This is a genomic window from Novosphingobium sp. BL-S-32, assembly GCF_056857055.1.
Genome location: NZ_CM166477.1, coordinates 1,935,313 through 1,958,463, shown reverse-complemented (window position 1 = coordinate 1,958,463; position 23,151 = coordinate 1,935,313). Strand labels below are relative to the sequence as shown.

General features: G+C 60.0%; 25 protein-coding genes. 9 read left to right on the top strand and 16 right to left on the bottom strand.

Annotated features, from left to right (window positions below; genetic code table 11):
- Positions 1–216: 216 nt before the first annotated feature.
- The 5 genes from AC1VVK_RS25080 to AC1VVK_RS25060 all read left to right on the top strand — a co-directional run bounded on the left by AC1VVK_RS25080 (position 217) and on the right by AC1VVK_RS25060 (position 5,808).
- On the top strand, positions 217–1,449 hold the full coding sequence (locus AC1VVK_RS25080) for an FAD-dependent oxidoreductase (protein WP_482905866.1): 1,233 nt from the start codon (positions 217–219) through the stop codon (positions 1,447–1,449).
- On the top strand, positions 1,446–1,862 hold the full coding sequence (locus tag AC1VVK_RS25075) for a thiol-disulfide oxidoreductase DCC family protein (protein ID WP_482905865.1): 417 nt from the start codon (positions 1,446–1,448) through the stop codon (positions 1,860–1,862). The genes AC1VVK_RS25080 and AC1VVK_RS25075 overlap by 4 nt, the downstream gene beginning before the upstream one ends.
- Positions 1,859–3,484 carry a saccharopine dehydrogenase family protein gene (locus AC1VVK_RS25070; protein WP_482905864.1) on the top strand — a complete coding sequence of 542 codons (1,626 nt, stop codon included), beginning with the start codon at positions 1,859–1,861 and terminating at the stop codon, positions 3,482–3,484. Before AC1VVK_RS25075 ends, AC1VVK_RS25070 begins: the two co-directional genes overlap by 4 nt.
- Before the next feature lie 405 nt (positions 3,485–3,889).
- The gene (locus AC1VVK_RS25065; protein WP_482905863.1) at positions 3,890–4,819 is read left to right on the top strand and encodes a DUF1214 domain-containing protein; all 930 of its coding nucleotides are present in this window, start codon (positions 3,890–3,892) and stop codon (positions 4,817–4,819) included.
- Between the two features lie 11 nt (positions 4,820–4,830).
- Positions 4,831–5,808, top strand: coding sequence for a DUF1214 domain-containing protein (locus AC1VVK_RS25060; protein ID WP_482905862.1), 978 nt, complete (start codon positions 4,831–4,833; stop codon positions 5,806–5,808).
- A 918-nt stretch (positions 5,809–6,726) separates the two neighbouring features.
- On the opposite strand, the gene AC1VVK_RS25055 is transcribed toward AC1VVK_RS25060, so the two are convergent.
- The 10 genes from AC1VVK_RS25055 to AC1VVK_RS25010 all read right to left on the bottom strand — a co-directional run bounded on the left by AC1VVK_RS25055 (position 6,727) and on the right by AC1VVK_RS25010 (position 14,835).
- The gene (locus tag AC1VVK_RS25055; protein WP_482905861.1) at positions 6,727–7,545 is read right to left on the bottom strand and encodes an outer membrane protein; all 819 of its coding nucleotides are present in this window, start codon (positions 7,543–7,545) and stop codon (positions 6,727–6,729) included.
- 52 nt (positions 7,546–7,597) lie between these two features.
- Positions 7,598–7,861: a hypothetical protein gene (locus tag AC1VVK_RS25050; protein ID WP_482905860.1), complete on the bottom strand. Its 264-nt coding sequence runs from the start codon at positions 7,859–7,861 to the stop codon at positions 7,598–7,600.
- 158 nt (positions 7,862–8,019) lie between these two features.
- Positions 8,020–8,670, bottom strand: a complete 651-nt coding sequence (locus AC1VVK_RS25045) for a response regulator (protein ID WP_482905859.1) — start codon at positions 8,668–8,670, stop codon at positions 8,020–8,022.
- A 1,117-nt stretch (positions 8,671–9,787) separates the two neighbouring features.
- Positions 9,788–11,542, bottom strand: coding sequence for an asparagine synthase-related protein (locus AC1VVK_RS25040; protein WP_482905858.1), 1,755 nt, complete (start codon positions 11,540–11,542; stop codon positions 9,788–9,790).
- Positions 11,539–12,207 carry a lasso peptide biosynthesis B2 protein gene (locus AC1VVK_RS25035; protein ID WP_482905857.1) on the bottom strand — a complete coding sequence of 223 codons (669 nt, stop codon included), beginning with the start codon at positions 12,205–12,207 and terminating at the stop codon, positions 11,539–11,541. The genes AC1VVK_RS25040 and AC1VVK_RS25035 overlap by 4 nt, the downstream gene beginning before the upstream one ends.
- Positions 12,208–12,269: 62 nt before the next feature.
- Positions 12,270–12,389, bottom strand: coding sequence for a benenodin family lasso peptide (locus tag AC1VVK_RS25030; protein ID WP_465140244.1), 120 nt, complete (start codon positions 12,387–12,389; stop codon positions 12,270–12,272).
- A gap of 97 nt (positions 12,390–12,486) precedes the next feature.
- Positions 12,487–13,083 (bottom strand): GntR family transcriptional regulator, encoded by a 597-nt coding sequence (locus tag AC1VVK_RS25025; protein WP_482905856.1) that lies wholly within the window; start codon positions 13,081–13,083, stop codon positions 12,487–12,489.
- Complete coding sequence (locus tag AC1VVK_RS25020; protein ID WP_482905855.1) at positions 13,080–13,391, bottom strand: hypothetical protein; 312 nt, start codon at positions 13,389–13,391, stop codon at positions 13,080–13,082. The genes AC1VVK_RS25025 and AC1VVK_RS25020 overlap by 4 nt, the downstream gene beginning before the upstream one ends.
- Positions 13,381–14,007, bottom strand: a complete 627-nt coding sequence (locus tag AC1VVK_RS25015; RefSeq protein WP_482905854.1) for an acyl-homoserine-lactone synthase — start codon at positions 14,005–14,007, stop codon at positions 13,381–13,383. The genes AC1VVK_RS25020 and AC1VVK_RS25015 overlap by 11 nt, the downstream gene beginning before the upstream one ends.
- 54 nt (positions 14,008–14,061) lie before the next feature.
- Positions 14,062–14,835 (bottom strand): LuxR family transcriptional regulator, encoded by a 774-nt coding sequence (locus tag AC1VVK_RS25010; RefSeq protein WP_482905853.1) that lies wholly within the window; start codon positions 14,833–14,835, stop codon positions 14,062–14,064.
- Positions 14,836–15,011: 176 nt separating this feature from the next.
- Between AC1VVK_RS25010 and AC1VVK_RS25005 the strand changes: the two genes are divergently transcribed.
- Together AC1VVK_RS25005 and AC1VVK_RS25000 are read left to right on the top strand one after the other, a co-directional pair.
- Positions 15,012–15,275, top strand: coding sequence for a transcriptional regulator domain-containing protein (locus tag AC1VVK_RS25005; RefSeq protein ID WP_482905852.1), 264 nt, complete (start codon positions 15,012–15,014; stop codon positions 15,273–15,275).
- A 307-nt stretch (positions 15,276–15,582) separates the two neighbouring features.
- Positions 15,583–15,822, top strand: a complete 240-nt coding sequence (locus AC1VVK_RS25000) for a DNA -binding domain-containing protein (RefSeq protein WP_482905851.1) — start codon at positions 15,583–15,585, stop codon at positions 15,820–15,822.
- Between the two features lie 69 nt (positions 15,823–15,891).
- On the opposite strand, the gene AC1VVK_RS24995 is transcribed toward AC1VVK_RS25000, so the two are convergent.
- The 4 genes from AC1VVK_RS24995 to AC1VVK_RS24980 all read right to left on the bottom strand — a co-directional run bounded on the left by AC1VVK_RS24995 (position 15,892) and on the right by AC1VVK_RS24980 (position 18,791).
- Entirely contained in the window at positions 15,892–16,293 is a 402-nt protein-coding gene (locus AC1VVK_RS24995; RefSeq protein WP_482905850.1) for a hypothetical protein, read from the bottom strand.
- Between the two features lie 88 nt (positions 16,294–16,381).
- Entirely contained in the window at positions 16,382–16,969 is a 588-nt protein-coding gene (locus tag AC1VVK_RS24990; RefSeq protein WP_482905849.1) for a Ros/MucR family transcriptional regulator, read from the bottom strand.
- Between the two features lie 311 nt (positions 16,970–17,280).
- Positions 17,281–17,799 (bottom strand): lipocalin family protein, encoded by a 519-nt coding sequence (locus tag AC1VVK_RS24985; protein ID WP_482905848.1) that lies wholly within the window; start codon positions 17,797–17,799, stop codon positions 17,281–17,283.
- 326 nt (positions 17,800–18,125) lie between these two features.
- Positions 18,126–18,791 (bottom strand): heavy metal-binding domain-containing protein, encoded by a 666-nt coding sequence (locus tag AC1VVK_RS24980; RefSeq protein WP_482905847.1) that lies wholly within the window; start codon positions 18,789–18,791, stop codon positions 18,126–18,128.
- 96 nt (positions 18,792–18,887) lie between these two features.
- Between AC1VVK_RS24980 and AC1VVK_RS24975 the strand changes: the two genes are divergently transcribed.
- Positions 18,888–19,079 (top strand): DUF6771 family protein, encoded by a 192-nt coding sequence (locus tag AC1VVK_RS24975; protein WP_482905846.1) that lies wholly within the window; start codon positions 18,888–18,890, stop codon positions 19,077–19,079.
- Between the two features lie 66 nt (positions 19,080–19,145).
- Here the strand turns inward: AC1VVK_RS24975 and AC1VVK_RS24970 are convergent, their stop codons facing one another.
- The gene (locus AC1VVK_RS24970; protein ID WP_482905845.1) at positions 19,146–19,463 is read right to left on the bottom strand and encodes a hypothetical protein; all 318 of its coding nucleotides are present in this window, start codon (positions 19,461–19,463) and stop codon (positions 19,146–19,148) included.
- 403 nt (positions 19,464–19,866) lie between these two features.
- Entirely contained in the window at positions 19,867–21,108 is a 1,242-nt protein-coding gene (locus AC1VVK_RS24965; RefSeq protein WP_482905844.1) for an integrase catalytic domain-containing protein, read from the bottom strand.
- 618 nt (positions 21,109–21,726) lie between these two features.
- Here AC1VVK_RS24965 and AC1VVK_RS24960 point away from each other — a divergent pair.
- Positions 21,727–22,803 (top strand): AraC family transcriptional regulator ligand-binding domain-containing protein, encoded by a 1,077-nt coding sequence (locus AC1VVK_RS24960; RefSeq protein WP_482905843.1) that lies wholly within the window; start codon positions 21,727–21,729, stop codon positions 22,801–22,803.
- The last annotated feature ends 348 nt before the right edge of the window (positions 22,804–23,151 follow it).

The window sequence follows — 23,151 nt, the reverse complement described above, 5'->3', positions numbered from 1 at the left end:
CCGAAACTGCCATTTACTTTGGGAGTTGGAACGGCGACATAGTCCCAACTGCCACCTACCGATGTCGACCCCTGTCGGTCGTTCAGCCCGTGGTTTTCCGTTTCCAACTGCGCCTGCCGGCTTCTTCATTTTGGATGCTCAAGACCGGCCGGAATGTGCGCACCGGTCGTCACACGCCCTATTGGACCAACCCGCATCATGCGCTAGGCGACAGGAATGCGGGGGCTGAACATTGCGATTGCCGGCTGTGGGCCGTGCGGACTGGCTGCGGCCCTGTTGCTTCACCGTGCCGGGCATCACGTTTCCCTGTTCGAACGGTTCGAGACACCTCGGCCTATCGGGTCCGGACTGATGATCCAACCTACGGGGATGGCGGTCCTTGACCGGCTCGGCCTGCTGGACGCGGTGCTGGCGCGCGGCGCGCGCGTTGACCGCCTGTTCGGCATGGCGGGCAAGCGGGTCGTGCTCGATGTGCACTACGCTGCGCTGCGCCGTCCAGACACCTTCGGCATTGGCATACACCGCGCCAGCCTGTTCGCGGTCCTGCACGAGGCCGTGCTGCAATCGGGCATTCCCCTCCACTCGGGACGTACCTTGGCCGCGAGTACGCTGCTGGGAAACAAACGCACGTTGCGCTTTGCCGATGGCCAGACGAGCGGCCCCTACGATCTCGTCGTCGATGCCCTGGGCACACGAACGCCGCTTGCTCAACCGACAGGCCGGGAACTGGCCTACGGAGCACTGTGGGCCAGCCTGGACTGGCCTCAGGGTGCCGGATTTGATCCCCACGCCCTTGCCCAGCGTTACGACCGTGCGAGCATCATGGCGGGCGTTTTGCCCATCGGAACACCACCGGGCGCGACTGTGCCGAAGGCCGCTTTCTTCTGGTCGCTCCGGGCGGATCGGCTGGACGACTGGCGCGACGTTGGACTTGCCGCCTGGAAGGCGCAGGTCGCCGCGCTCTGGCCCGATTGCGCTGCGCTACTCGATCAGATCAACGATCCGGATCAACTGACTTTCGCGCGCTATGCGCATCGCACCCTGAACTCGCCGGCGGAACCGGCGCTGGTCCATATCGGTGATGCATGGCATTCCGCCAGTCCGCAACTGGGGCAAGGCGCCAACATGGCGCTGCTCGATGCCTGGGCGCTGGCGCGTGGTCTGGAGCATGCGGACACGGTCGACGAAGGCGTTCGGCACGGCATCCGGCTGCGCCGTCGCCATGTCCTGACGTATCAATGGCTGACTGCGCTGTTCACCCCGGTCTATCAATCCGACAGCCGGTTGCTGCCGTTGATCCGTGACCGTCTCGTCGGCCCCCTGTCGAAGCTGTGGCCGGCCACTGCCATACAGGCATCGATGGTGAGTGGACTGGTAGGCAATCCGCTCCGCCCGCTGATTCTGGAAGACGATCTTCAGATGGCCCGGCCCGTTGAGGAAGCGGCATGACTGCCACTTCGGACAATGGCGATCACCCGATCATCGTGTTCGACGCGATGTGCGTGCTGTGCTCCGCCAATGCCGCCTTCGTGCTGCGGCATGACAAGATCGGGCGGTTCCGACTTGCCTCGATGCAGGGGGAGGTCGGAGCCGCGCTCTATCGACGGTTCGGCATCGACCCAGCCAATCCAGAAACATTGATCGTGGTGGAGGGCGACACGGCCTTGCGGAACAGCGATGCGGTGCTGGCCATATGGGCAGGCCTCGATCGTCCGTGGAACGTGCTGGCAATGTTGCGGATGGTGCCGCGCTGGCTGCGCGATCCGGTCTATCGCTGGATCGCACGGCATCGCTACCGATTGTTCGGGCAGAGGTCGGCCTGCTGGATACCGACGCCCGAGCAGGCCGGCCGCATCCTGTGACCCGCATTCTGCTCCTCGGCGGCTATGGCGGCTTCGGCGGGCGCATCGCCCGGCGGCTTGCTGCTGCGGGGCATGAGGTGCTGGTCGCGGGCCGGTCCTTCGACAAGGCGCGGGCCTTCTGTGGGGAAACGCCGGGCCTGATACCGCTGGCACTGGACCGCAGCCGGATCGCTCAGGCTTTGGGCGAGCACCAGCCTGGCATGGTGGTGGATGCATCGGGTCCGTTCCAGGCGATGGACCATACCATTCCGAAGGCCTGCATCGCCGCCGGAGTGCATTATATCGACATCGCCGACAGCCGCGATTTCGTGTGCGGTATCGCGGTACTCGACGCTGCGGCGAAAGACGCCGGGATCGTCGTCCTTTCCGGCGCATCAAGTGTGCCAGCCTTGTCGGGCGCGGCCGTACGGCATCTCGCCGGGGGCATGGACAGGGTCCGTTCGGTCGAAATGGCGATCAGTGCGTCGAACAAGGCGGCGGCGGGCCCGGCCGTGTCTGCGGCGATACTGGGCCAAATCGGGCAGCCCATGCACCTGTGGCGGGGGCAGCGCTGGACGCAAGCCTTCGGATGGCAGGAGATGCATACCGCGCGGTTCGAATGCGCGGGGGGCGAAGCGATCGCGCGGCGCAGTGTTGCGCTCGTCGACGTGCCTGACCTTTCCCTCCTGCCCCTCAGGCTGGCAGGCCGTCCCGCCGTCGCTTTTCGCGCGGGCACGGAACTGGGGTTTCAAAATTGGGCGCTGTGGTTCGCAAGCTGGCTAGTGCGCACGCGCCTCGTCGCATCTCTCGCGCCGTTTGCATGGCTCCTCAACCCGCTCCAGACACTAACCCGTTCGCTCGGCAGCGATCGGTCTGCCATGATCGTGCGCCTGTTCGGCGATACGGCCGGACAACGAGTGGAGCGGCGATGGACACTGATTGCGGAACGGGGGGACGGGCCGGAAATACCGACCTTGTCGGTCGCGCCGATCGTCGCGCGCATCCTTTCGGGCAAGGCGGCGGCGGGCGCGCGCGATGCCGGCGAGGCGCTGACGCTCGACGACTATGCCGATGCGTTCAGGCAATTGACCATCCACTGCTGCACGCAGGAACTGACGGCATCGCCCTCCTTGTATGAGCGCGTGATGGGCGACCGCTTCGCGCAACTGCCGCTGGAACTCCGCACAATCCACGATGTGCATCGCGATGCGGCCGCGGCCGGAGAAGCGCAAGTAACGGGCGCCGCGAACCCCATCGCCGCATTCGTCGCCCGGCTCGTGGGCTTCCCGAAACCCGGCCTCCATCGCCTGCACGTCCATTTCCGGGAGAGCGGCGGGTGCGAAACCTGGACACGCGATTTCAGCGGACGGCGTTTCCGCAGCCATCTCAGTCAGCGCGGTTCCCAGCTTGTCGAGCGGTTCGGTCCCCTGTGCTTTGCCTTTGACCTTCCCAGTGACGCTCAAGGTTTAAGTATGGTGATGCAGCGGTGGTGGATCGGCCCGCTGCCTTTGCCGAAATTCATGGCTCCGCGTTCAATCGCGAAGGAATGGAGCGAAGACGGGCGTTTCCATTTCGACGTCCCCATCGCGCTGCCGGTAATAGGACGACTGATCCATTATCGAGGATGGCTGGAGAAAGCGTAAAGGGCGAGATATCCAAGCATCCCGTTTCTTTGTCTGACTGCCACCGACCCATCTTTGTCGTTCATGGACAAAATTTCGATCCCCAGGTCCGGACCTTCAGCTATTCAAACCTCGCACCCTCCAATGACGGCAAGGGACTGATCGCCTTCGAAACAAAGACACTCCAGCCGTCCGTTGGCTGGCAGATTCGCGGGGGCAGAATCCCTACTTGGTACTCCTACTATCGACCGTTCAATTCCTACCGGGACGGATCCTTCGCATCCGAGACCAGCTAAGTCTTTCCCCCCAAGCGTCTGCGGGTTCGCCCCGATTGGCGGGAACCAAGAGGGCAGGCGACTGTATTGCCCGGGCTGTCGACGAATTCGCGATGGAGCAGGTATGACAGGATCTACGGCAACCGTTCCGGTGACGGTGGACAATTTCAGGCGCGCCGAAACGGAGCTTTACCTCAAACAATTGTCTGCGCAGGGCGCGTACGGCCAATTCAAACATGATCGCGACGCGCCAGCCGCGGACAATCAGGCCGTCATCCGCCTGAACCGCGACACGCTCTACAGCTATGCGGTGCTGGACCTGACTTCGCCCGCGACCATCGTGAAGAGCGATACCGGCACACGCTTTCAGTCGCTGATGGTGATCAACCAGGACCATTATATCAAGCTGGTCGCCTACAAGCCGGGTACCTACCAGCTCACCCACGATATGGTGGGCACGCGCTATGCGGTAGTGGCCTGCCGCACCTTCCTGAACCCGGCCGATCCGCTGGATGCACAGGCCGCGCACGCCGCCCAAGATGGAATCGTTTTGAGCCAGGCCGACGCGGGGAGGCTCGAACTGGTGGATTTCGACCAGACCCAGCGCGCCAGACTGCATGACCTGCTGAACGAGCTGGCCGCGTTCGAACCGGATCCGAAGGGGCGCTTCGGTGACGAGAAGGTTGTCGATCCGGTGCATCACCTGATCTACACCTCGGCCGGCTGGGGCGGGAACGCGGCCGAGGACGCAATGTATATCTCGGGCAGCGTACCGGCGAACGACGGCACGACCAGCTATGTGATGACGCTCGCGGACGTTCCGGTGGACGGCTTCTGGAGCCTGATCGTCTACAACAAGGACGGATTTTTCGAGGCCCCGGTGGACGCTGTTTCCTTCAACAGCGTCACCGCGAGACCGAATGCGGACGGCACGGTGACGCTGCATTTCGGCGGCGATCCCAAGGCGCCCAATTACCTCCGGATCATGCCCGGCTGGAATTACATGCTGCGCCTCTATCAGCCGCAACAGCCGGTCCTCGACGGCAGCTGGAGCGCACCGATTCCAACGCTGGCAGAATAAGGGGGAAAGGCATGACTGCGAACACGACGATGGCCGCCGCGCCGCTGGTACCGGTCAATCTCGACAATTTCATCCGGATCGAAACACATCATTATATGAAGCAAGCGGTTGACAAGGGCTGCTTCGCCAAACTCTTGCATGCGCGTGGCCCTACGCCGGTGGACCAGCAGATCATCATCCGCCTTAACCTCGACACGCCCTACAGCGAAGGCGTGTTCGACTTGACCTCGCCACTGACGATCACGATGCCGGACCCAAAGGACCGCTTCCAGTCGCTATTGGTGATCAGCGAAGACCATTATATCCAGCATGTCAGCTATGGCGCCGGCACCTACAGCTTCACGGCTGACAGCGTCGGCAGCCGCTTTGCCTATGTCTTCATACGGACCTTCATGGACTCGCTCAGCCCCGACGATCTGGCGGCCGGCGCCGCCCTGCAGGATCAGATCCAAGTGGAGCAGGCGTCGGTGGGTTCATTTGAAGTGCCCGCCTGGGATCCGCAGAATCTCGCCAATGTGCGCGCGGCGCTTCTGGCCGGGGCTGTATACATGCCGGATGCAAAGCGGGCCTTCGGACGGCCGGACCAGGTGGACCCGGTGCGACGGCTGTTCGGAACGGCGGGCGGCTGGGGCGGCAATAACGAGCATGACGCTTTCTATTTCCCGTTCCAGCCCGCCGATAATGACGGCAACACGCCCTATGTGCTGACGGTCGGGGCTGTGCCGGTGGACGCCTTCTGGTCGATCACCGTCTATAATCAGAAGGGCTATTATGAGGCGCCCGAAAACGCGATCTCAGTGAACAACGTTACCGCCTGCCCGAACGAGGATGGCACGATAACGGTCCATTTCGGGGGCGATCCCCAGGCACCCAACTACCTGCGGATCATGCCCGGCTGGAATTATCTGGTGCGATTGTACCGTCCGCAGCAGGTGATCGTGGACGGCGACTGGCATTTTCCCACGGCCTCTCCAGCGGCAAAGTTATGAGCGGCATGACCAACTCAGGAACAGGGTGCTGCTCACAGCTAATCGCAACTCTTAAGGCTGCACTTGAGTTTCGAGCGACCAAGGTGGGATGATTTTTCTGCTGTCGTGCGACGACCCTTCCCAGTCACTCAGTCGCCGATTTTGACTCCCCAGGTGCGGCCCGTCAGCTTTTCCGTTCTGGATACCCAAGACTGGCCGTGAAGAGACCGACCGGTTTGGGCAGCACGTTTCGAATAGCAGCCGGTACGATTCGGCCATTGCATCCATCATAAAATCGGAATGTTTGGCGGAAGTTTAAACCCCGACGATTCCTCAGTCACGGAATTCCTCACCCAGGTGATGTCCAGTGCGGAGACGGCCAGTTCGTCCTCATATCGAGGATGAATGGTGAAATAATGGATATTATTACTAAAAGCAAATCGTAGATATAAAGAATTGTAACTTTACTTTTGGCCTATTTGTGATATTTTAATGATGGTCGTTAGGGATTAACCCTAGCTACTCTGCCGACCTGCCGCGTGTTGTTCGCTTTCACTGCGCCCCCAAACAACACATGGCGGGTCGGCAAACGGTCCGACGGTTGAATTTCGCGCTGGGGCTGAAACCGGCTTTTCTGCAGCAGTGCACGAGCAGCCGTGGCGGCAGCCACAACAGAAGCTGGGCGTGACCTTCTCTCTCATCCGAGACGTTAGGCGAGGGCGCTTCTGCGCTCAAATGAGCAATGATATTAGGCGTGAGTAGCAGGCATTCCGCATTCAATGCCGCAAGAACATTCCGAGGTGCGCCTCAGCGAAATGCTCGTCCGTCGCAAAAAAAAAGCAGGATTCAAAACAAGGCAGTTAGGACGCCGGCATCGAGAAATTCGAAAGCCGGCGTTCTCCAGTTCCAATCCAGGTTCGCCTGGTCGCCGCTCAGGGCCTAGAAACGGTAGTCGAGCCCCGCGCGGAACAAGTGCGACTTGAGGTTCGTATCCGTCGCGAGCGTGAGATAGCCGTTCGGCGATGTCTCCGTCGACCTTTGAGTGCCGAAGTCCTGGTAGAGATATTCGGCCTTCACCGAGATTTGGGGGGTGATTGCATAAGCCGCACCGCCGCCGAGCGTCCACCCGGTCCGTGTCGAGCTCTTCGTCGAGCTGAACGAATTGGCGGTGGAGGAACTGTCGGTGAAGCTCGCATCGTAATGTGCTTCCGTCAGCGCCAGGCCGCCGGACGCAAAGATCAGAAACTTGTCCATCGCGTAACCGACCCGGGGGCGCAGCGTCCAGAGGAAGTCAGTGCTGGCTCTCTGGCTTGCTGTATAGGTGACCCCGGGATTGAGTGATGATGGTACCGTCTCGGTCCTGCTGCGATTAATGCGGAAGTAGCTGATGTCGGTCTCGATGCCGAACAGCAGGCCGTTATTCAGCACGTAATTGTAGCCCGCCTCGCCACCGCCGGTGAAGGTATTGTGGTGCCCGCTGTCGAGATGGCCCTTCACAGTGGCGCCATTGAGCGAAGAGGCATCTCCGCCCGCAATCGGGTTGGACGGTACGTTGGGGAGACTGTTGACCGTGAGCACGGAGTCTGCGTCGGAATTGCTCCAGGCGCCGCCGGCATTGAGACCGACGTAAAAGCCGCTCCATGGGCTGGTCTGGTTATCCTGAGCCATGGCGGGAGCCGAAAGCCCCAGAATGCCGAGGCAAAGAACCGTGGCGGAAAGCGGCATCACGCCAGCTAGTGTTTTTTTCGAGGAGATCATTCCCTGAGCCTTTCTCGGTTATCTAACAATTAAAGCTAGAATCAAATCCAAATCAAGGCAGTCGCACAAACGTAGGGTCAAAACCGTAGGCAAGCCTATACTCAAACATGGACTTGTCAATATTGGGAAAGATGGCTTTTTTTCCAAGCAACTCCATATAATTCGGCTGGACGATATGCACAAAAATCGGTGCTTTTTTTTTAAAACTGGGATCCTCAGGTCGAGGTTGATCGACACCGATGAAGATTGTTCGGTTTTGATCGCGAAAATGAGCGCGTCGCCGCCGTTCACGCAATCTTCCAGACATGCTGCTCAACAACATCGGCCCGCATGACTGGGTCGGTTATATCATTGCAATCCTTTCCGGGATCAAATTCTGCGGGTAGCGCCCGGAGCCCCAAAACATCTATACACGAATCCAATAACCTCAATTGCCCCTAGTTTTCGAAGGTTACGGCGCATCTAAATGATTGTTTATAGGACGACCAAGTCATTACGCAGGGCATAGCGCACAATATCTGCGGTCGATCTCAGTTTAAGCTTGTGCATCAGCGACGCGCGGTGTGTCTCCACCGTCTTGACACTGATGGTAAGTTTATGGGCGATAGACTTGTTGATATTGCCTTCCGATATGAGTTGGACGATCTCGCGCTCCCGTGCGGTAAGCACCGGCGCACTTCCTTTGTTGCGGCCGTGCTCCATGAAATAGCTCTCCAGCCTGCCCGCTATTCCGGCCGAGAGATAACGCCTGTGCTTGGTCAACGCCTCAAGCGCAGCGATCAGGTTTGCGATCGCATCGGTTTTCAGCACATAGCCAAGCGCGCCGGCGTCCAGCGCCTCGATCAAAATGCTCTCTCGGTCATGCATCGTGTAGATCAGGACCTCGGTACTCGGCAGATCCCGCTTGATTGCGCGGGTGAGCGCCAACCCATTCATCTGCGGCAGTGAATAGCCGAGAATGGCGATGTCAGGCTGAGTCTCCCGGGCAAGTCTCAACGCGTCGAGGCCGTCTGCCGCCTCGCCAGCGATCTGCCAACCTCGATGGCCTTTGAGAATGACGCGAACGCCTTCACGCATTGCTTCGTGGTTGTCAGCGATCAGTATCCGGCAGCATGAAAGAGACATCCCCATTCTCCCCATATTTTGCTGTTTTTTCTCTGGCCCTTTTGCAAATTTCTATTTGTATGGAATCGGTCGTTGTCGTGGCGCAATTTCGCGCCGATCGCTAGCAACGGCTTGAGCATAGCGCGCAGGGCACGCGAAGCTTCCAAAGCGTTAAAATGTCCGTTGAGATGTAGCAGGTTGCAGCACTGAGGTGGAGTTTGTGGAGCTATAGCACCAAAGGCGGTGCAGAATTATGATCATACGGCGCAGTGCGTCTTTGATCACTCCACGTGGCGGAAAGCCGCTCGGCGAATTCTCATGATCAGACGCGTGCGCCATCGTTTGTCCCCTTACCCCCGTGTAGGTTCGACGATAACTCTAGTATCTACCTTTGGAAGTACCTCAAAAGTATTATTCAATACCCAATTGTTGTTATAAAAATGGAAATGCACTCGGATTCGTTGCCATTAAAATGAATATAAATAATATTTAATTCGCGAGTCGGTAGCGAAGTTAACTATTGGTTCGCACAAAAATCTCCTCGGCTGACGCGTAGCCGGCGCGGATAGGTAACTATAAACTTCAATGAGAGGCGTGTATTGGACTGAATTTGCGGCCGATTGCCTTTGCGCGTCCCCCGAGAAAGCCTGCTGCGGTGTGTTCACCGTAATAAGCGAAATTGCGCCCTTGCCTAACGGAATGAGCCATATGCTTCGGCGCTGATCTTCCGCCGTCCATCGCGATGCTCATGGGAGGCGGCGGAGCGAAACGTTGTTTGGCGATGCAATCCGCATCAACCTCTATCGGCGTGACAGCACTTCCTGATGCGCCCTGGGGCGAGAGATTCCGGAAAAACCAGCGTTCGCCTTGGACGCATCCCCGAGTATCGCTGGGAACGTCCGCATTCTTAGGATTGCTTGCCCGAACCGGACAGTCGCGAAGGTCCCAAGGACAGTCATTCAAACCAACCGAGCTTGTTCCCCGGGAGCGACAGCTTACCGGAACTGCATTGGGTAGACGGGATGGCTGGATGGAAGCATTTCGGACCAACACCTGTTCAGATATTTGAACATCAAACCGTCATCTAAGCACTTGCCATAGGAAGTCGGCCTAAACACCAAGGCGCTTCCTCGATTTCCTATGGGCGTCCGGCAATGCCTCTTGCCCAACATTCCGCATCGAAAATTTGCAAGACGCGATTGTAATCCGTGCCCGTAATGGGATGCGGGTCATCGATGGTCTTCAGCACGGCTCGCATGTCGAGGATCCCGGATTGAGCGAGCAAGCCCGAGGCAAGCTCTTCACGGATGATCTGCCGGTTCTGGGCGAACATGGTGATGGCGGCGCTGTCCGGGGCACCCTTTGAGCGTCGCCACGCGACGTTGTGGGGCAAATGGTTTTCGAAAGCGCGTCGCGCCGCCGCGCGGTTGCAGCCATTCTCGAACCAGTACCAGCTCGGAATGGCAAGGCAGTGTTCGACAAGCGGCTGCGCAAGGAGTGGCGATACGGCATCGGTCCGGGCAGCGTAGGGGCCATCTTCCGCCACACACTGGGCTGCCACGATCATGGCGATGTGCGCCGCGCGGCCGGGAAGGGGGACGCTGTGAGCATCGATCCAGGGATGGCGGGCCGCCTCGCTGGCAAGGTTGGCTGCGTCATTGCTGAGGAACAGCGTGTCGACAGGCCAGCGGAAGGGCCTCGTTGCCGACCAGGCGCGCCGCCGCGCTTTCCATGCGACTTTCCACCGCGGGGCCTGGACTATGCTGGCGATTGCGGCGCAGACCCTCCTGAACTCGCCTGCCCCGGCAGGGTCGAGCAGGCAATCGGCAGCAGGCGACGCCGACATCAGGGCTCCAAACACGTTGTCGCCGGCACCGCCGTCGATAATACCGTCGCAGCCGATTTCGCGGGCAACGCGGTCGGCTTGACGGAAAAGAAGCTGCTCGAAACTCCGCGCCGCCGGGCGCGGCAGCCTGTTCCTTGCGAATACTCGAATGTCTCCAGGGTCGTCGCCCATCGTCCGTTCGGCAAGTTCCGTGTGAATGTGAGCGGCGACCAGCCTCGCGTACTCGCTTTCATTCCCGGCATCGTCATGGGCCGTTACGAGGTTGAGGCACGAGAAGGACCGCGCGTTCGCGGCCAGACAGGCTGCAGTCACCGAGGAATCGAGACCGCCCGAGAGCATGAGCAGGGGTTTTTCGAAATGCTCGGTGCGCCTCGCGACGCATGCCATGGCGGTATGCCTGAGGCGCATTGCTCCGTCCTCGCGGTCGAATATCGTCCGGTTGCTCGCCACGAACTTCCAGGGCGTCCAGACCTGCTCCCGGCGAGCTGTGGCTTGGTGGTCGGTGCAGATCCGGTCGCCGCCGCGCAGGTCTTCGATGCCTTCGAGGCATGTCCAGGAATGCCGCATGCTTCCCGCGATCAATTGTTTCGCAATCCCTGAGTAGTCGAGCGAGGGCGTTTTGCCGGCGACAGCCAGGAGCTCGTCGAGACGCGATCCTGCGAACAAGCCGTGCTCGGTCACGCAGTAATGGCTCGCGAGGCGTCCGAACGGACTGCGGAGCATGGCGGTCTCGCCGCCCGTGCGCACGACCGCAACATAGTCGCCCCAGAACATCTCGACGAGGCGTTGTCCGCGCGACGAGCGGATTGTGCTCACCGTGTCGGTGTCGATCGCCTCAATCCGGTGCCGGATGCCGGATGCGTAGACCGCGCCGATTACCGCTCCCGCATCTCCGAGCTCAATGATGCGCGTTTCCGCGCTTGCGGCAAGAAGAATGCCCGGTTCATCGAAAACGGGTTGGAGATCGAGCTCGGCGATCCGGGATTTCGCGCGCTCGAGCTCGTTCTCGTGGGCGCTCAGGACCAGGACGAAGCGATCCCGGGTCATACGACAAGGATTGGGGTGAACGCGCGCGTCGCATCGATGCGTTCGTTGACGAGGCGGTCGCCCCATTGCACCCAGGCATGGGCATGAAACGGGTTGAGGCGCACGCCGACGACAAAGTGGGCGGCCAGGCCGAGATCCAGCATCCGGTGTGCGGCGGCCAGCGAGCGCGGCAGGCATTTGTCCCTGCTGCCAATGAGATTGTCGCAGGCATCGAACGCAGTCGCGACGCGAAGCGCGGCGAGATCGTTTTCTTCCGACTGGATGGGTTCAGAAGGTGTGCCAAGTTTTCTGTTCTTGCGCCCGGCAAGACCGACGACAGCGGCAAAGAAGCCCCGCCATTTGAGCGAAGCGGTTGCAATCGCAAGCCTTGTCAGTGCCGGTAAGTTGGCGCGCGTGTCCGGCAGCGCGGCATCGAGCAAGCTGGAGGTCGGAGGTGCAAGAGCGCCGCAGGCAGCGAGGTTTGGCGTGTTGGCGGATTCGACAAGGCGCGTTTGCATCAGGCAGGCTGTAAGCGCGTCGTCGCTGCTTGCGCCTTCGCTAAGGCCAATGAAACAGGCCTCGATCGCGGGAGGCAGGCAGAGATAACGGTCCGCGATCAGGTCGAGAAACAGCAGTCTCTCGCCGACGCGGCAATACGAGACGCCTCGAGATAGGGCATAGGACATGGCAGGTATTTCCCCGCGAACGACAGATGCGCGGCCCCGGGGGGAGCCGCGCATCCAAATGGTCAGTCGTCGGTGAGCATGGTCTGGGGCTGAAGCAGCACCCCGTCCTGCTTGGCACCGATGCTGCCGCGGGTCTCGATGCTGGCAGTGCCCAGCTCGATGACGGTCAGTTCTCGATTCATGGTATACTCCTCATTGAAACCGCACCATTGCGGCGCCAACAAGTGTATTGCGACCGAATGACCATCTGAAATTTATAAGTAAAATATAGAACGATTGTTATTTGGGTGACGACGAGTGTTGAATTAAGGTATTTATTATGTCGGAAAGATGTAACATCCTTCGCTTGTGATAGTTCTGAATGAATGCTTTAGCCGCAATCGATGAAGCGGCGAAAGCGAACCAGATTTCCGAAACTTCATCCGCGATACCCTCAAGGACTACCGATTCGGCGCGCCTCGCGGCCGACAGCAATGCATTGGCAGAGGCGACCTGCACGGCAATTGCATGGCTGCGCGTCGCTTCGCCGATCATGGTGAAGACACCGGCAGCGTCACCGGGCTGGACGTCGCTCAAGGGAGCAAGGGGCCGTCTTCGGCGCCTGAGCGCGATCTTCATGAGTTCGTCGTTCCAGCGATAGAGATCGCCCAGGTTGCCTTCGGTAAGGAGCGGCAGGTGGAAGCCGTCGCTCGTTCGCATGTCGACAAGGCCTTCGCCGGCAAGCCTGTGAAGGGCGTCGCGGACGGGGGTCGCGCTGCTGGTGAGCCGCGCTGCAAGGCGGGCAGGTTCGAGCCGTGAACCAGGACGGATGCACCCCGACAGGAGAACGTCTTTGAGCTCCTGATAGACCCGCTCTGCTGTGGCGCCCGCGTTCATGAGAGCAGCCGCCGGCTTGCGGACCTCGTACCCCATTCGAAACGGGGCACGCTGGAGCTATCGAACTCGCCCGACCGCTGCGGATCGAGCACGACGGACGGGCATCGGCCCTCGAAATTTCCAAGGTATGCAAAATGTCTGCGATAGCCGACCAGGGCAGAAAGTTCGGACGAGAATTTGCGTGCCACCTCCGGTGAGTAGGCAAGCCACGGATTCTCGGTCGGTTTGAGCCAGCCGGGGCAATAGCCGCTGGCAGTCAGCTCGCTCGAGATCCTGCCCGCCTCGTGGGACAATGGTTCAGTGAACATGGGGTGTCTCCCCATTTGATCCGCGCCCATGTGCGGGCGCGTAGATGCCCCCGCGTTCGAGCAGGGTCGGGGTGTCCTCGTCGATCTCGATTAGCATCGCGCCGAGTGTATTGCCGTCCACGATCTTGGGCATGCCGAGCGGGCGGGATCGCCAACCGAATGTCAGTATCTGGCGCAGCCATGGCAGATCGGCGACACCGCTATAGCGCTCCACGCCGTTGGCGAGGGCGAAGGCGACAAGGGCGTGCACGAGCTCGTTCCTTGCCGCGCGCCGCTCGGCCGCTGTCGACCGGCGCTCGAGGCAGAACCGCGTGATTTCCATGGTGGTGGGCCCGCGCGGGATGGCCTCGTCGCACAGGGCCGGAAACAAGGTGTCCAGTATATGCGGCGCGGTGGTCGGCAGCAGGCGCGCCGATGCGCGGTGCGCGCCATCCTTGTCCGTAAGCACGATATACATCGCCGCTTCGTTGTCGAACTGGTCAAGCTCGAACCGGCCGGCAAGTACGGGCAGGTCCCAGCGAAGAAGATCGATGAAGACGCGCTTGCGCGCCTCGAACATGTTTCGAAGCACGGCGTGCTCGCTCACCTTCGGAGCTTTGGACAGGCAATGGATCATAGCGAACCTCCTTTGAAAAGGTTCGCAAATCTTCCTCCGGAAATTGATCCAGCGTTATACCCGGTTCCGGGTATAGGCGCCGAACGGGACCTCGGGGTAGCTGATCACTCCGCTCCGATACGCGAGGAAAGCCAGCAATGGTCTGCTCTGCGCTCCCAGCCTTTTCCCGGCGTCAGTGATATGGCGCCGAACCGTTTCCTGACTGATGCCGAGGATTATCCCGGTCTCCCAGTCGGTCTTGCCGGCCATCATCCAGAGCAGGCACTCGCGCTGGCGTTCGGTCACGAGCGGAGAGTCGATGCATTTCATGACTTCGGCAAGGCCGACCAGCCGCCGCGCGGCGGAAAAGACTTCGGGCGCAATGAGCCGGGCAAGGATGAGCCCATCCTCGTCGAGCGGCCGTCCCGGCGCTGTTGCGAAAGTGCACGAACCGTGGAACTCGCCCGGCACGTTGGAAGGAACCGTGAAGCCGTCGCAGACCCCGTGCCGCCTCGCAAGATCGAGGAAGCGTTCGTCGTTTGCGCTGTATTCGACGAATTCTGCAGCTTCGCGCCACAAGAAGGGATTCTGCGTCCGTCCGGACGCTCGGTGCACGAAATCGCGGCCAACAAAGCCATTGCGATCGTAAAAGTCGATCCAGGCTTCCGGGTAGTTGAGCAGCCGAAAGGCCTGCGGCTTGCCGGCGCCCCAGTCGATGTGGTGGCCGATTGCGTAGTAGTCGCAGCCGACATCGTGGGTGATCTTGCTGAGAGTGAGGTCGAGGCTGCCCAGGTCTTTGGCCGCCCGGACGAGGTCCTTGTATTTTCGGAACGCTGTAGTGACGCCCATGCGCTGACCCGGCTCTTCGCGGCGTCTCAAGCCGCCAGGACGCGTCGAGCCGTCCTTTCCGCTTTGGTGCGAAATCGCCTCGGGCCCTCATTCCCTCCGCGATCCGCGTTTCTACGTAGTACGCAACATATCGCCGTTCCGACGAGCGACAATGTGATCTGTGTCACACAGCTGTCATGAAGGCGGTGGGCAGGCCGCGCGCGCTGGTGACGGGCCGGTGCGGCAATGAGCGGAATTGGCGCGATGCATCGTCCTACCGTCATCTTGCCAAGCTCGATCGTGCTGCGCTGATGTGGGAATGGCTACGCCGCGATCCCGCCTATGTGGAATGGTATGCCTGTGCAAGCGATGCGACCCGGGGCGGCGGCGATGGGGAGGTGGCCCGAAAATGGGGGCTTCACTTTCGCCGAGGACCCCGCAGTCGGTGCCTGCGGGGCTAAGCTTATCTGGAGTGCGGAGCTCGATCCCGGAGCTCTCGAAGTCGAGGCGCGGCATATACCCGCGGGGGATCAGGACGCGATTGATCCGCTGTGCTTCAAGGCATGGCTAAGCCTGGTGACTGGGCCCGGTGGGTTCGAACACGTGGTCCTGGCGGACGGACCGTATCGGATACGGCTCGATGTTGTTGCCGGAACGCTCCGGGACCGGCCGGTCGTTCTCCATTACAAATTGGCGGGCGTGCATTCCCTCCGCCAACGGATTCTGCCGCTCCGACGTCTGCTGGCTCTGTGCAGCCACAAGCGCTTCATGAGCTCGCTGTTCCCACCGGATCCCCGGATGGAGCGCTTTGCACATGCGCTGAGAGTGGGTGACGCGCTCACCGATGGTGCAAGCATCGCGCAAATAATGGAGGCTTTTTACGGGACAGAGCGTACCGCGCAAGACAGTGGATCGGAATCTCTCAGATCCCGTATCCGCCGCCTTGTCCGCGAAGCGCGGGCGATGGCGGCGGGTGATTATCGGTGGTTGATGCGCAAACCTGGCTGATGTCCACATAGCCGAATTTCGAGAGCCTTTGGGTTCCGGCTAGCGCAACGATCCGAACCGAACGGGCTATCAATAAACGCAGATCTTGCGGTCGGTCCCTTGCACCCAGCATGCAGGATCCTGACGGCTGCGCGTGAACCTGCCCTGCGGGACCAGCCTTGCGCCGTTGTCGTAGTCGACGACGATCTCGTTGGCAGAGACCTTGTCGGCATAATAGGCCATCCGCGCGACATCGATTGCAAAACTGCCGTTGCCGTTGCGCGGATAGAACGTGCAGACTTCCGGTTCGTCGGCGTCGAGCACGCATTTTGCCGCGCGCCCGGCGCCGATGGTTCCGCCGTCGTAATCCGCAGAAGGCTTGATGGGGAGGCCAATCTTAAGCGCGTTGCCATGACTATCCTTGACCTGGGCGGAAGCCGTCGCTGCAAGGAGAATGAGCGGGCAGCACAAGGCTGCGTAGATGGCACGCATGAGGCCTCTTTCAATTTAGCTTGATGATCCAGGGAATGTGAAGTGCGGGGGCAGGGGGTACATACGCCCGCACTTCGCCGACAGTCGTTTACGCTGCGGAAATTCCCAGCTTCTTGCGTCCGCGGCTCTTGGGTGTTGGCGGCGTCTCTTCGACGGGTGCCTTGTGCGCCTTTGCTGCTTTCGCGGTGACCGGCAGGGGCGCTTTTGTGCCAACAGCCGGCTCGCTTGGGGGCACCGGAGCTTCACCGGCCTTTGCATGCGCAGAATTTCCTGCCTTGACCTTGGTGCCCTTCTTGCGGCCGAGACCGATGGTCTTGGCAAGTTCGCGGCGCCGCTCGGCATAGTCGGGCGCGACAGTCGGATAGCTCGCCGGCAGGTTCCAGCGGCTGCGGTATTCGTCGACCGAGAGCTGGTGGTCCGTCGTGAGATGCCGCTTGATCGTCTTGAACTTCGAGCCGCATTCCAGACAGACGATTCCATCGGGCTTTACCGAAGCGCGGATCGAGACGGCGGGCACGCGCTCTTCTGCGACTGGCTCGGGAGCCTTGCCGAGACCGGCGAGCGATGCATAGACCGTCTCGATTAATTGCGGCAGCTGGTCCGATGCTACGGCGTTGTTGCCGACATGTGCAGAAATGATGTCGGCCGCGAGGGCAAGTAGAGCTTCATCAGCCATTTGTTGTGATCGTACCCGAATATTTTAGTTGGAGAAGTCGATCTCGGACATTCCCTGCCGTAGCGCAAGTACATTGAGAAAATTATCGTACGAAATATTGTCATAGCCGGGACGACCGGGCGAGCGAGATGGGGGCGCGTTGTGGCCCCAGGCGGTGATGTTTGCAGCCCATTCGGCTGACAGCGCGCCCAATACGGCGATGGATCGCAATGCCCGCATTTTTTGGGCGATGGTTGAGGGAAATGGGATCGTTTCCGGTGTGACGCTGCGCGAGAGCGTTCGTCGCGGCGGCCCGCCTCAAGGCCATCAGATTAGTCCGGGAATGCGCTGGCTGGCACTACAGTTCCGCTCTGCTGGGTCCAGATCAGCTGCGACAGGTCGAAGTCCATGGCGGTTGCTGTCGCGAGCATGCCGTCAACTGTTTCGGGGCGAGGCTGAGAGGTCTTCGACAGAACCCAGAGGTGATGGCGATCGGGCGTTCCGACGAGCGCAGTCTCGTAATCGGGTGTGACCGCAAGCACCCAGTAGTCGCCCTTGGTGAAGGGGATCCACTGCAGGTATTCAGGCAGGAAGCTGACCTTGAGCTTTGCCTTGCTGGCGTCCACCGCCTGCGCCTGGCCAATCACCCTGTCGGGTTTTCCATCCTCGTCGATGAGCCGGTTTTCGACGCGAACGCTGCCGTCGTCATTCAGCGAATATGTCGCCGTGATGTCGGTGGCCTTGGCATCCTCGTACTTGAGCGGCAGCCGGCAAATCTCGAACCAGGTGCCAAGGTAGCGATCAAGATCGAGTTCGGCGACGGCGCGGACTTCGTTGGTTGGCTGGGACATCAGATACCTCCAGCCTTGTAACCAGCGAATTGGCGGGGAGGTTGCGCATGCCTCGTCACAATCCTCTCGCCGAGCGATCCGCCCGGGATCGAGGAGGATAAGGGACGGCGGCGGCTCAGGGGTTTGGAGAGCCTGCCGCCGTTGCCGGGATCGGCTCCCACCTTCCCAGCTCCCTTCTTCCTGCAAGGAAGAAAGGCAATATGAACGATCCGAGTACTTCTGCAATCATCTAAAGGGGTTAGGTGATTATCGGGAGGGTCGAGGTCGCCATAGATACAGGGGAGGTCGCGCTCCTTAGGGCTTGGCCTCAGTGTGATCGAGATGTGCTATTCGGCCTCAAATTCGCCGGCCAACCAGCGGGTGATTTCCTTGGCCCGGGCGAGCGATGCCTCGAACTGTCTGAACTTCTCCAGCACGTCCTCGTCGAGGATAGCCTCGAGGTTGCGGATCGTGACCGCTGTCCCCTGCATGTTCACGGTTGCCGCGTTGTTGGCGGTCGTCCCGTAGTCGACGTCTACACCGATGATGCAGTTCGCGCCCATCGCCATTGCCTTGGTGACGAGGATCGAGCGGGCCGTCGCCTCACCGCTGTTGACCTTGAGCGCCATGCCGGAATTGACATTGGTCGCACCGAACATGTCGGAGAAGCCCTGGCTGAGTTCGCTGAACATGCCCGTGCCAACCGTGACGTTCGCGGTCACCATCGACTTGATGCGGCAATCGGCGCCCGGCGGGACCTGCGAAATCGTCATCATCGGAAAATCGATGACGTTGGCCTGCAGGTAGTCCTGGCACGCCTGGCGCTCGGCTTTCAAGTTGAGGATAACGGCTTCATATTCACCCCTACCGCACTTTTCGCAGATTTCCGCGTACTGCGTGCCGGAGACGAAGTTCAGGATCCGGGTCTGCTTGGGGCCGTACCGGCGATTTGGGCCCTTGATGATGCCGCCGCTCGTGATTTCCGCGCCGCAATTCCCGCACGTGTCGCTCATGTAAGCCCCTGATTTTCCGAACAGCGCTCATGTCGATTGAGGGGAGGGCTTGCAAGGGGCTTGCGCTGTGTTCCTTATTTGTTCCATTATTGGGGTATGGAACGAATCGACGCCCAGCAGCTATCGGATGCCATTCTGAATGCGCCTGCCTGGGCGCGGGTCGGCATCACAATGCGCGATGAGCGCATGCGGATGAAGGCCGCAGCCGAGCTTGCCCAGTCGATCAAGGAACGCCTGGAGGACTATCCTGCCATACCAGATCCCGATCAGCTGAAGCTTTTTCCGTGACGGCACTTTGATCGAGAGTGGAAGCCGCAGGCCGGGCCATGGGGCGGCCGCCGGCTTGTGCGATTTTCAGGCCGGCAGTTGGCGCTTCGGCTGTGCTGAAAGCACTGAGAGAGCAAGGTCTGCCTCTGCGATCCGGGTCAGCAGCGACCAGGACAGCACGGGAGGCGCGAGCAGGAACTGCACGTCGCGGTAGAGCTGTCTGGCCGACGCCATCGCAAGGCGGCGGAATTTGCCGGGCGCGTCAGGTGAGGCGACGATCCTCGCTCTCCCGATGAGTTCCATCAGGTATTCCTGAATGCCCGGTTCGATACCCGCCATGGCCACGGCACTGGCGATAGCCTCGATAGTCTCGCACTGCCTCCGCAATGCATCCCGCCTGTCCACCCTGATATCCCCGACTGCCCTTGGGAATTTATAGGGGACCCGCGTACGGTATCGTTCGGTAAATAGGTCGGTCAGACTATTGGATGAGTAGAGGTTGGATGGGGCCGTCGAGGCCATTATGCCTTGCGTCTTCGCTTGTCGGACAGGGTGCTTCAATCCCGTTGAGGGCGCGGGGAAGGGCGGGAACCGGGCATTTGAAGACGGCGTCTTTGCGAAACAGCCATGAGTTATTGGATCGATCGCACCTCAAGTTGCCCGTCGGCAACCGCCCGAATGCAGACATACGGGGGCCATTAGGGCAATCCTAAAAGCTGACGCTCCGGTTTAGCCTCCAATCGCGTGTCAAACGACGCCGGGAATTGGGCCGGCGTATTGCCTCACGACGCAATGTTACCAGTCAATATTATGACGTTTCCATCTCGGCCGCACCTTCGCTCCCCGTCGCGGCGGGGAGCGAAGGTGCGGCCGAGATTATCCATTCCCCTTCGAGGATAAGGCTCTTCGCCCGGATAATTCGCCAAGCCTTCACCGACCGCTGAACGGTCCGCAGATGTCTGGCGTTGAAGGTTAGGGGTGCAATTCGGATCAATCGCTCAAGAATCTCCACTGCCGGCAGAGTGGGAGCCGCCGCCAGCCATTCCCGAATTTTCTCGGCGTAGGGATCGAGCATGCTGGGCTTTGGGGTTCGAGCCTTTCGGCGGATGTAGGGTCGTCGATGCGTCGAGCGTTCCTCTCCAGACTTCCAAACGGTCTCCAAACTGCTTGCAAAGCAGGGCAGATCGATTGCTGTTGGCTTTATCGGTTCTCTGGGCAATCCTCGTTGATCAACTCGCCGACCAAGATCCGCTTGAGCCGCGCGCATCGCCGCCAGCAGTACGACTGGATCCGCTGTCATTCGCATTTTTTCGAGCGCGGCTCTCGATAAGCGTGGAAGCTCGGCTTGTTCAAGGACGCGGGACACGGGCGTCACCGGTGGGTGATAACGTTTGGTGACCTTAGCGCCGATACGCTTCTTCTCGAGAAGCTTGAAAGAGGGCTGGAATAGATTCACGTGCAACCGAGATGCTGCGTAAAGTCTGGTCAGAGCCATGACGGCATCTTGCCCTTCGAAGCGACCGTATCCAACCAACCGGCGCACGATCGCACCGTTCTTCTGCTCGACCCATGCCTGATCGTTCTTCTTGTATGCCCGGGAGCGCGTAACCTCGAGGCCTTGGGATCTGCACCAATCGACCACGAGCTCATTCATGAACACCGAGTCATTGTCAAAGTCGACCCCGCGCAAGCGAAATGGAAAGAGCTCTTGCGCCTTGTGAATGGCCTCGATCACCAAGCCGCTTTCTCTCATCAGGACCGGGATACATTCCGTCCAACCTGTGGCGATGTCGGTCAGAACAAGCGTCTGTACAAAGCCGCCACCGGCGCTCACCCCGGAGTGAGCTACGAAATCTGCTTCGACATATCCCGGTAAAGGGGCGTTCCAGTCGTTGAATGTACGAACAGGTACCGCTCGTCGGATCGCTGAGCTGGAGCCAGGCCGTCTGCGTCGCCGGCCTGCAGCCACAATCCTTAATTCTGACAACAGCCGATCTATCGTTGCGGCGCTAACGGTGAGTAACTGCGTCCGGGTCTGTTCATCGATCACCAGACTCCCGTGTCGCTCAAGGGACGGCAGCAAAAGAGGAATCATAACCTTCAGACGCTTTGAGCAAACGCGGTCCGAGGTCTCCCATAGGACTGCCAGCGCGTCGCGTATGAGTGGGCCATATATGGCTCGTGCAACCTTGGGCTTTGGTCGTCCCGCGGGCTCCCGGAGCAACCGGATCGCATGCTTCCGATGATACCCTGTCACCGCGACGAACTCATCGAGGACGCGGCTCTTCTCAGACCAGGAACAAGCCCCGTACCGCAGCCTAATCGATTCCAGCAATTCCTTGCGCGTTGCCATGCTGATCCGCCTCAACATCCCGGGCTCCCTGCCATGCTCGCTCCGGGTTGCACTTTTGCTGAGGCAACGGGCATGGCGGGTAACTATTCAGGTGAGGCAATACGGGGGGCCAGTTTTGCACGTCGCCTGACAGCGGGCTCGTTACATCACATCGGGCGGCTGAAGCGGCAGGTCTGTAATTGGCTTGCACACCCGACCCCAGGTTTGTCGATGCGACGCCGTTGACTGAAAAGGACGAAGTTTGCATCCTCAGTCTCTCGGAATTTGGCAAATATTTCTCCAAGTAAACGAGGCCTGCGTGGGCGAGAAACATCGATGATAACAGAAGAAATTGACGGATCTGACTTCGAGAGATTGAATGCGCCGCTGCTGCGTCACTTTACGGCCCTCGTCACGGAACTGGGCGGTGATCTGCCAGCATTGTTGTGCGAGGCGGGTATATCCACCCATAGCTTCTCGGAATGCTCGGGGGTTCTGACCTATACGCAGGCGATTCGTCTGCTCGATATCGCCTCCCGGCGAGTCGAATGCCGAGATTTAGGCATGCGGCTTGCGTTGCGACAATGTGGGGGCGCCGGTTTTGGCACTCTCGGCAATGTTATGCGCAATTCGAAAACTTTCGGCGACGCCCTCAGGTCGGCCAGCGAACATTGCCGCGCGCACAGCCGGGCCGCGCGGGTCTGGCTTTCCAGCGACACCGAACATTCGACGACGTTTGCAGGCCATGAATTGCTGCTCAGCGATACGGCCAATCGGGCGCAGCTTATCGAGCAGATCTTGCTTATCGGTCACCTTGAAGCATTGGAAATGACCGGCGGATTTTCAAGAGCGCGGCGAGTGCATTTTCGCCATGAGCCGGTATCTTCACCTGCTCTGTATAGGCGCAATTTCGGATGCGATGTCCTGTTCGGAGAACCGGCCGACGGCATCACTTTCTCTTCCGAGGACCTGAGCCACCACGTCATCAATCAGGACGCCTACGTCTACCGGGACATGATCCGCCATCTGGAAGAGAACTTTCCGAAGCGCGGGCTTCCCGTCGACGCGGAAGCGCGGGGACTGGTGCTTCGTTCGCTGGCTATGGGGGACAGCTCGAGCGACAGTGTGGCTCAGGCACTGAACCTCAACCCTCGAACGCTGCGGCGAAGGCTTCGGCAGGAAGGCATAAGTTTTCAGGAACTTAAGGACGAGGTTCGCTGCGAGCTCACGCGCTATTATCTTGAGCGAACAGACCTCGAATTTCGCGAGATTTCCGAAAAACTGGGGTTTGCGGAACAGTCGATTTTCTCTCGAAGTTGTAGGCGTTGGTTCGGAAAATCACCCACGGAATTCAAAAGCGCATTGTGTCCGCGCGATGAGCCTGTCCGGAAAGGTCAAGCCAAATGCGGATGAGTTGGCGCATGCTCCACCCAATGAGAACATAAACTGTGCGTCGGACGAAATCGTCCGGCTCTCGGATCAAGGGAGGGAGAGCAGGGTGCGACTGCAATCCCCTATGCACACGACAATCATGAGCTCGGCCTGGCGCTGAGCTCTGGCTGTCCATCATGACCGGCCGTGCTGCGATACACGGCGCGATGGGCCGTGAGCAGGGGAAATCAGCCAAATCCTGAACTCGTCCCGAGGAATCGAGGACGAAAGAACGAGTCCAAATCAAGGCGTCTTGTTGCCTCGATCGGCCGCAAAGGTCGGCGAGTCGGATCTAACTGGGAGGAAAAATAAGTGGCAAGAATGTACAAG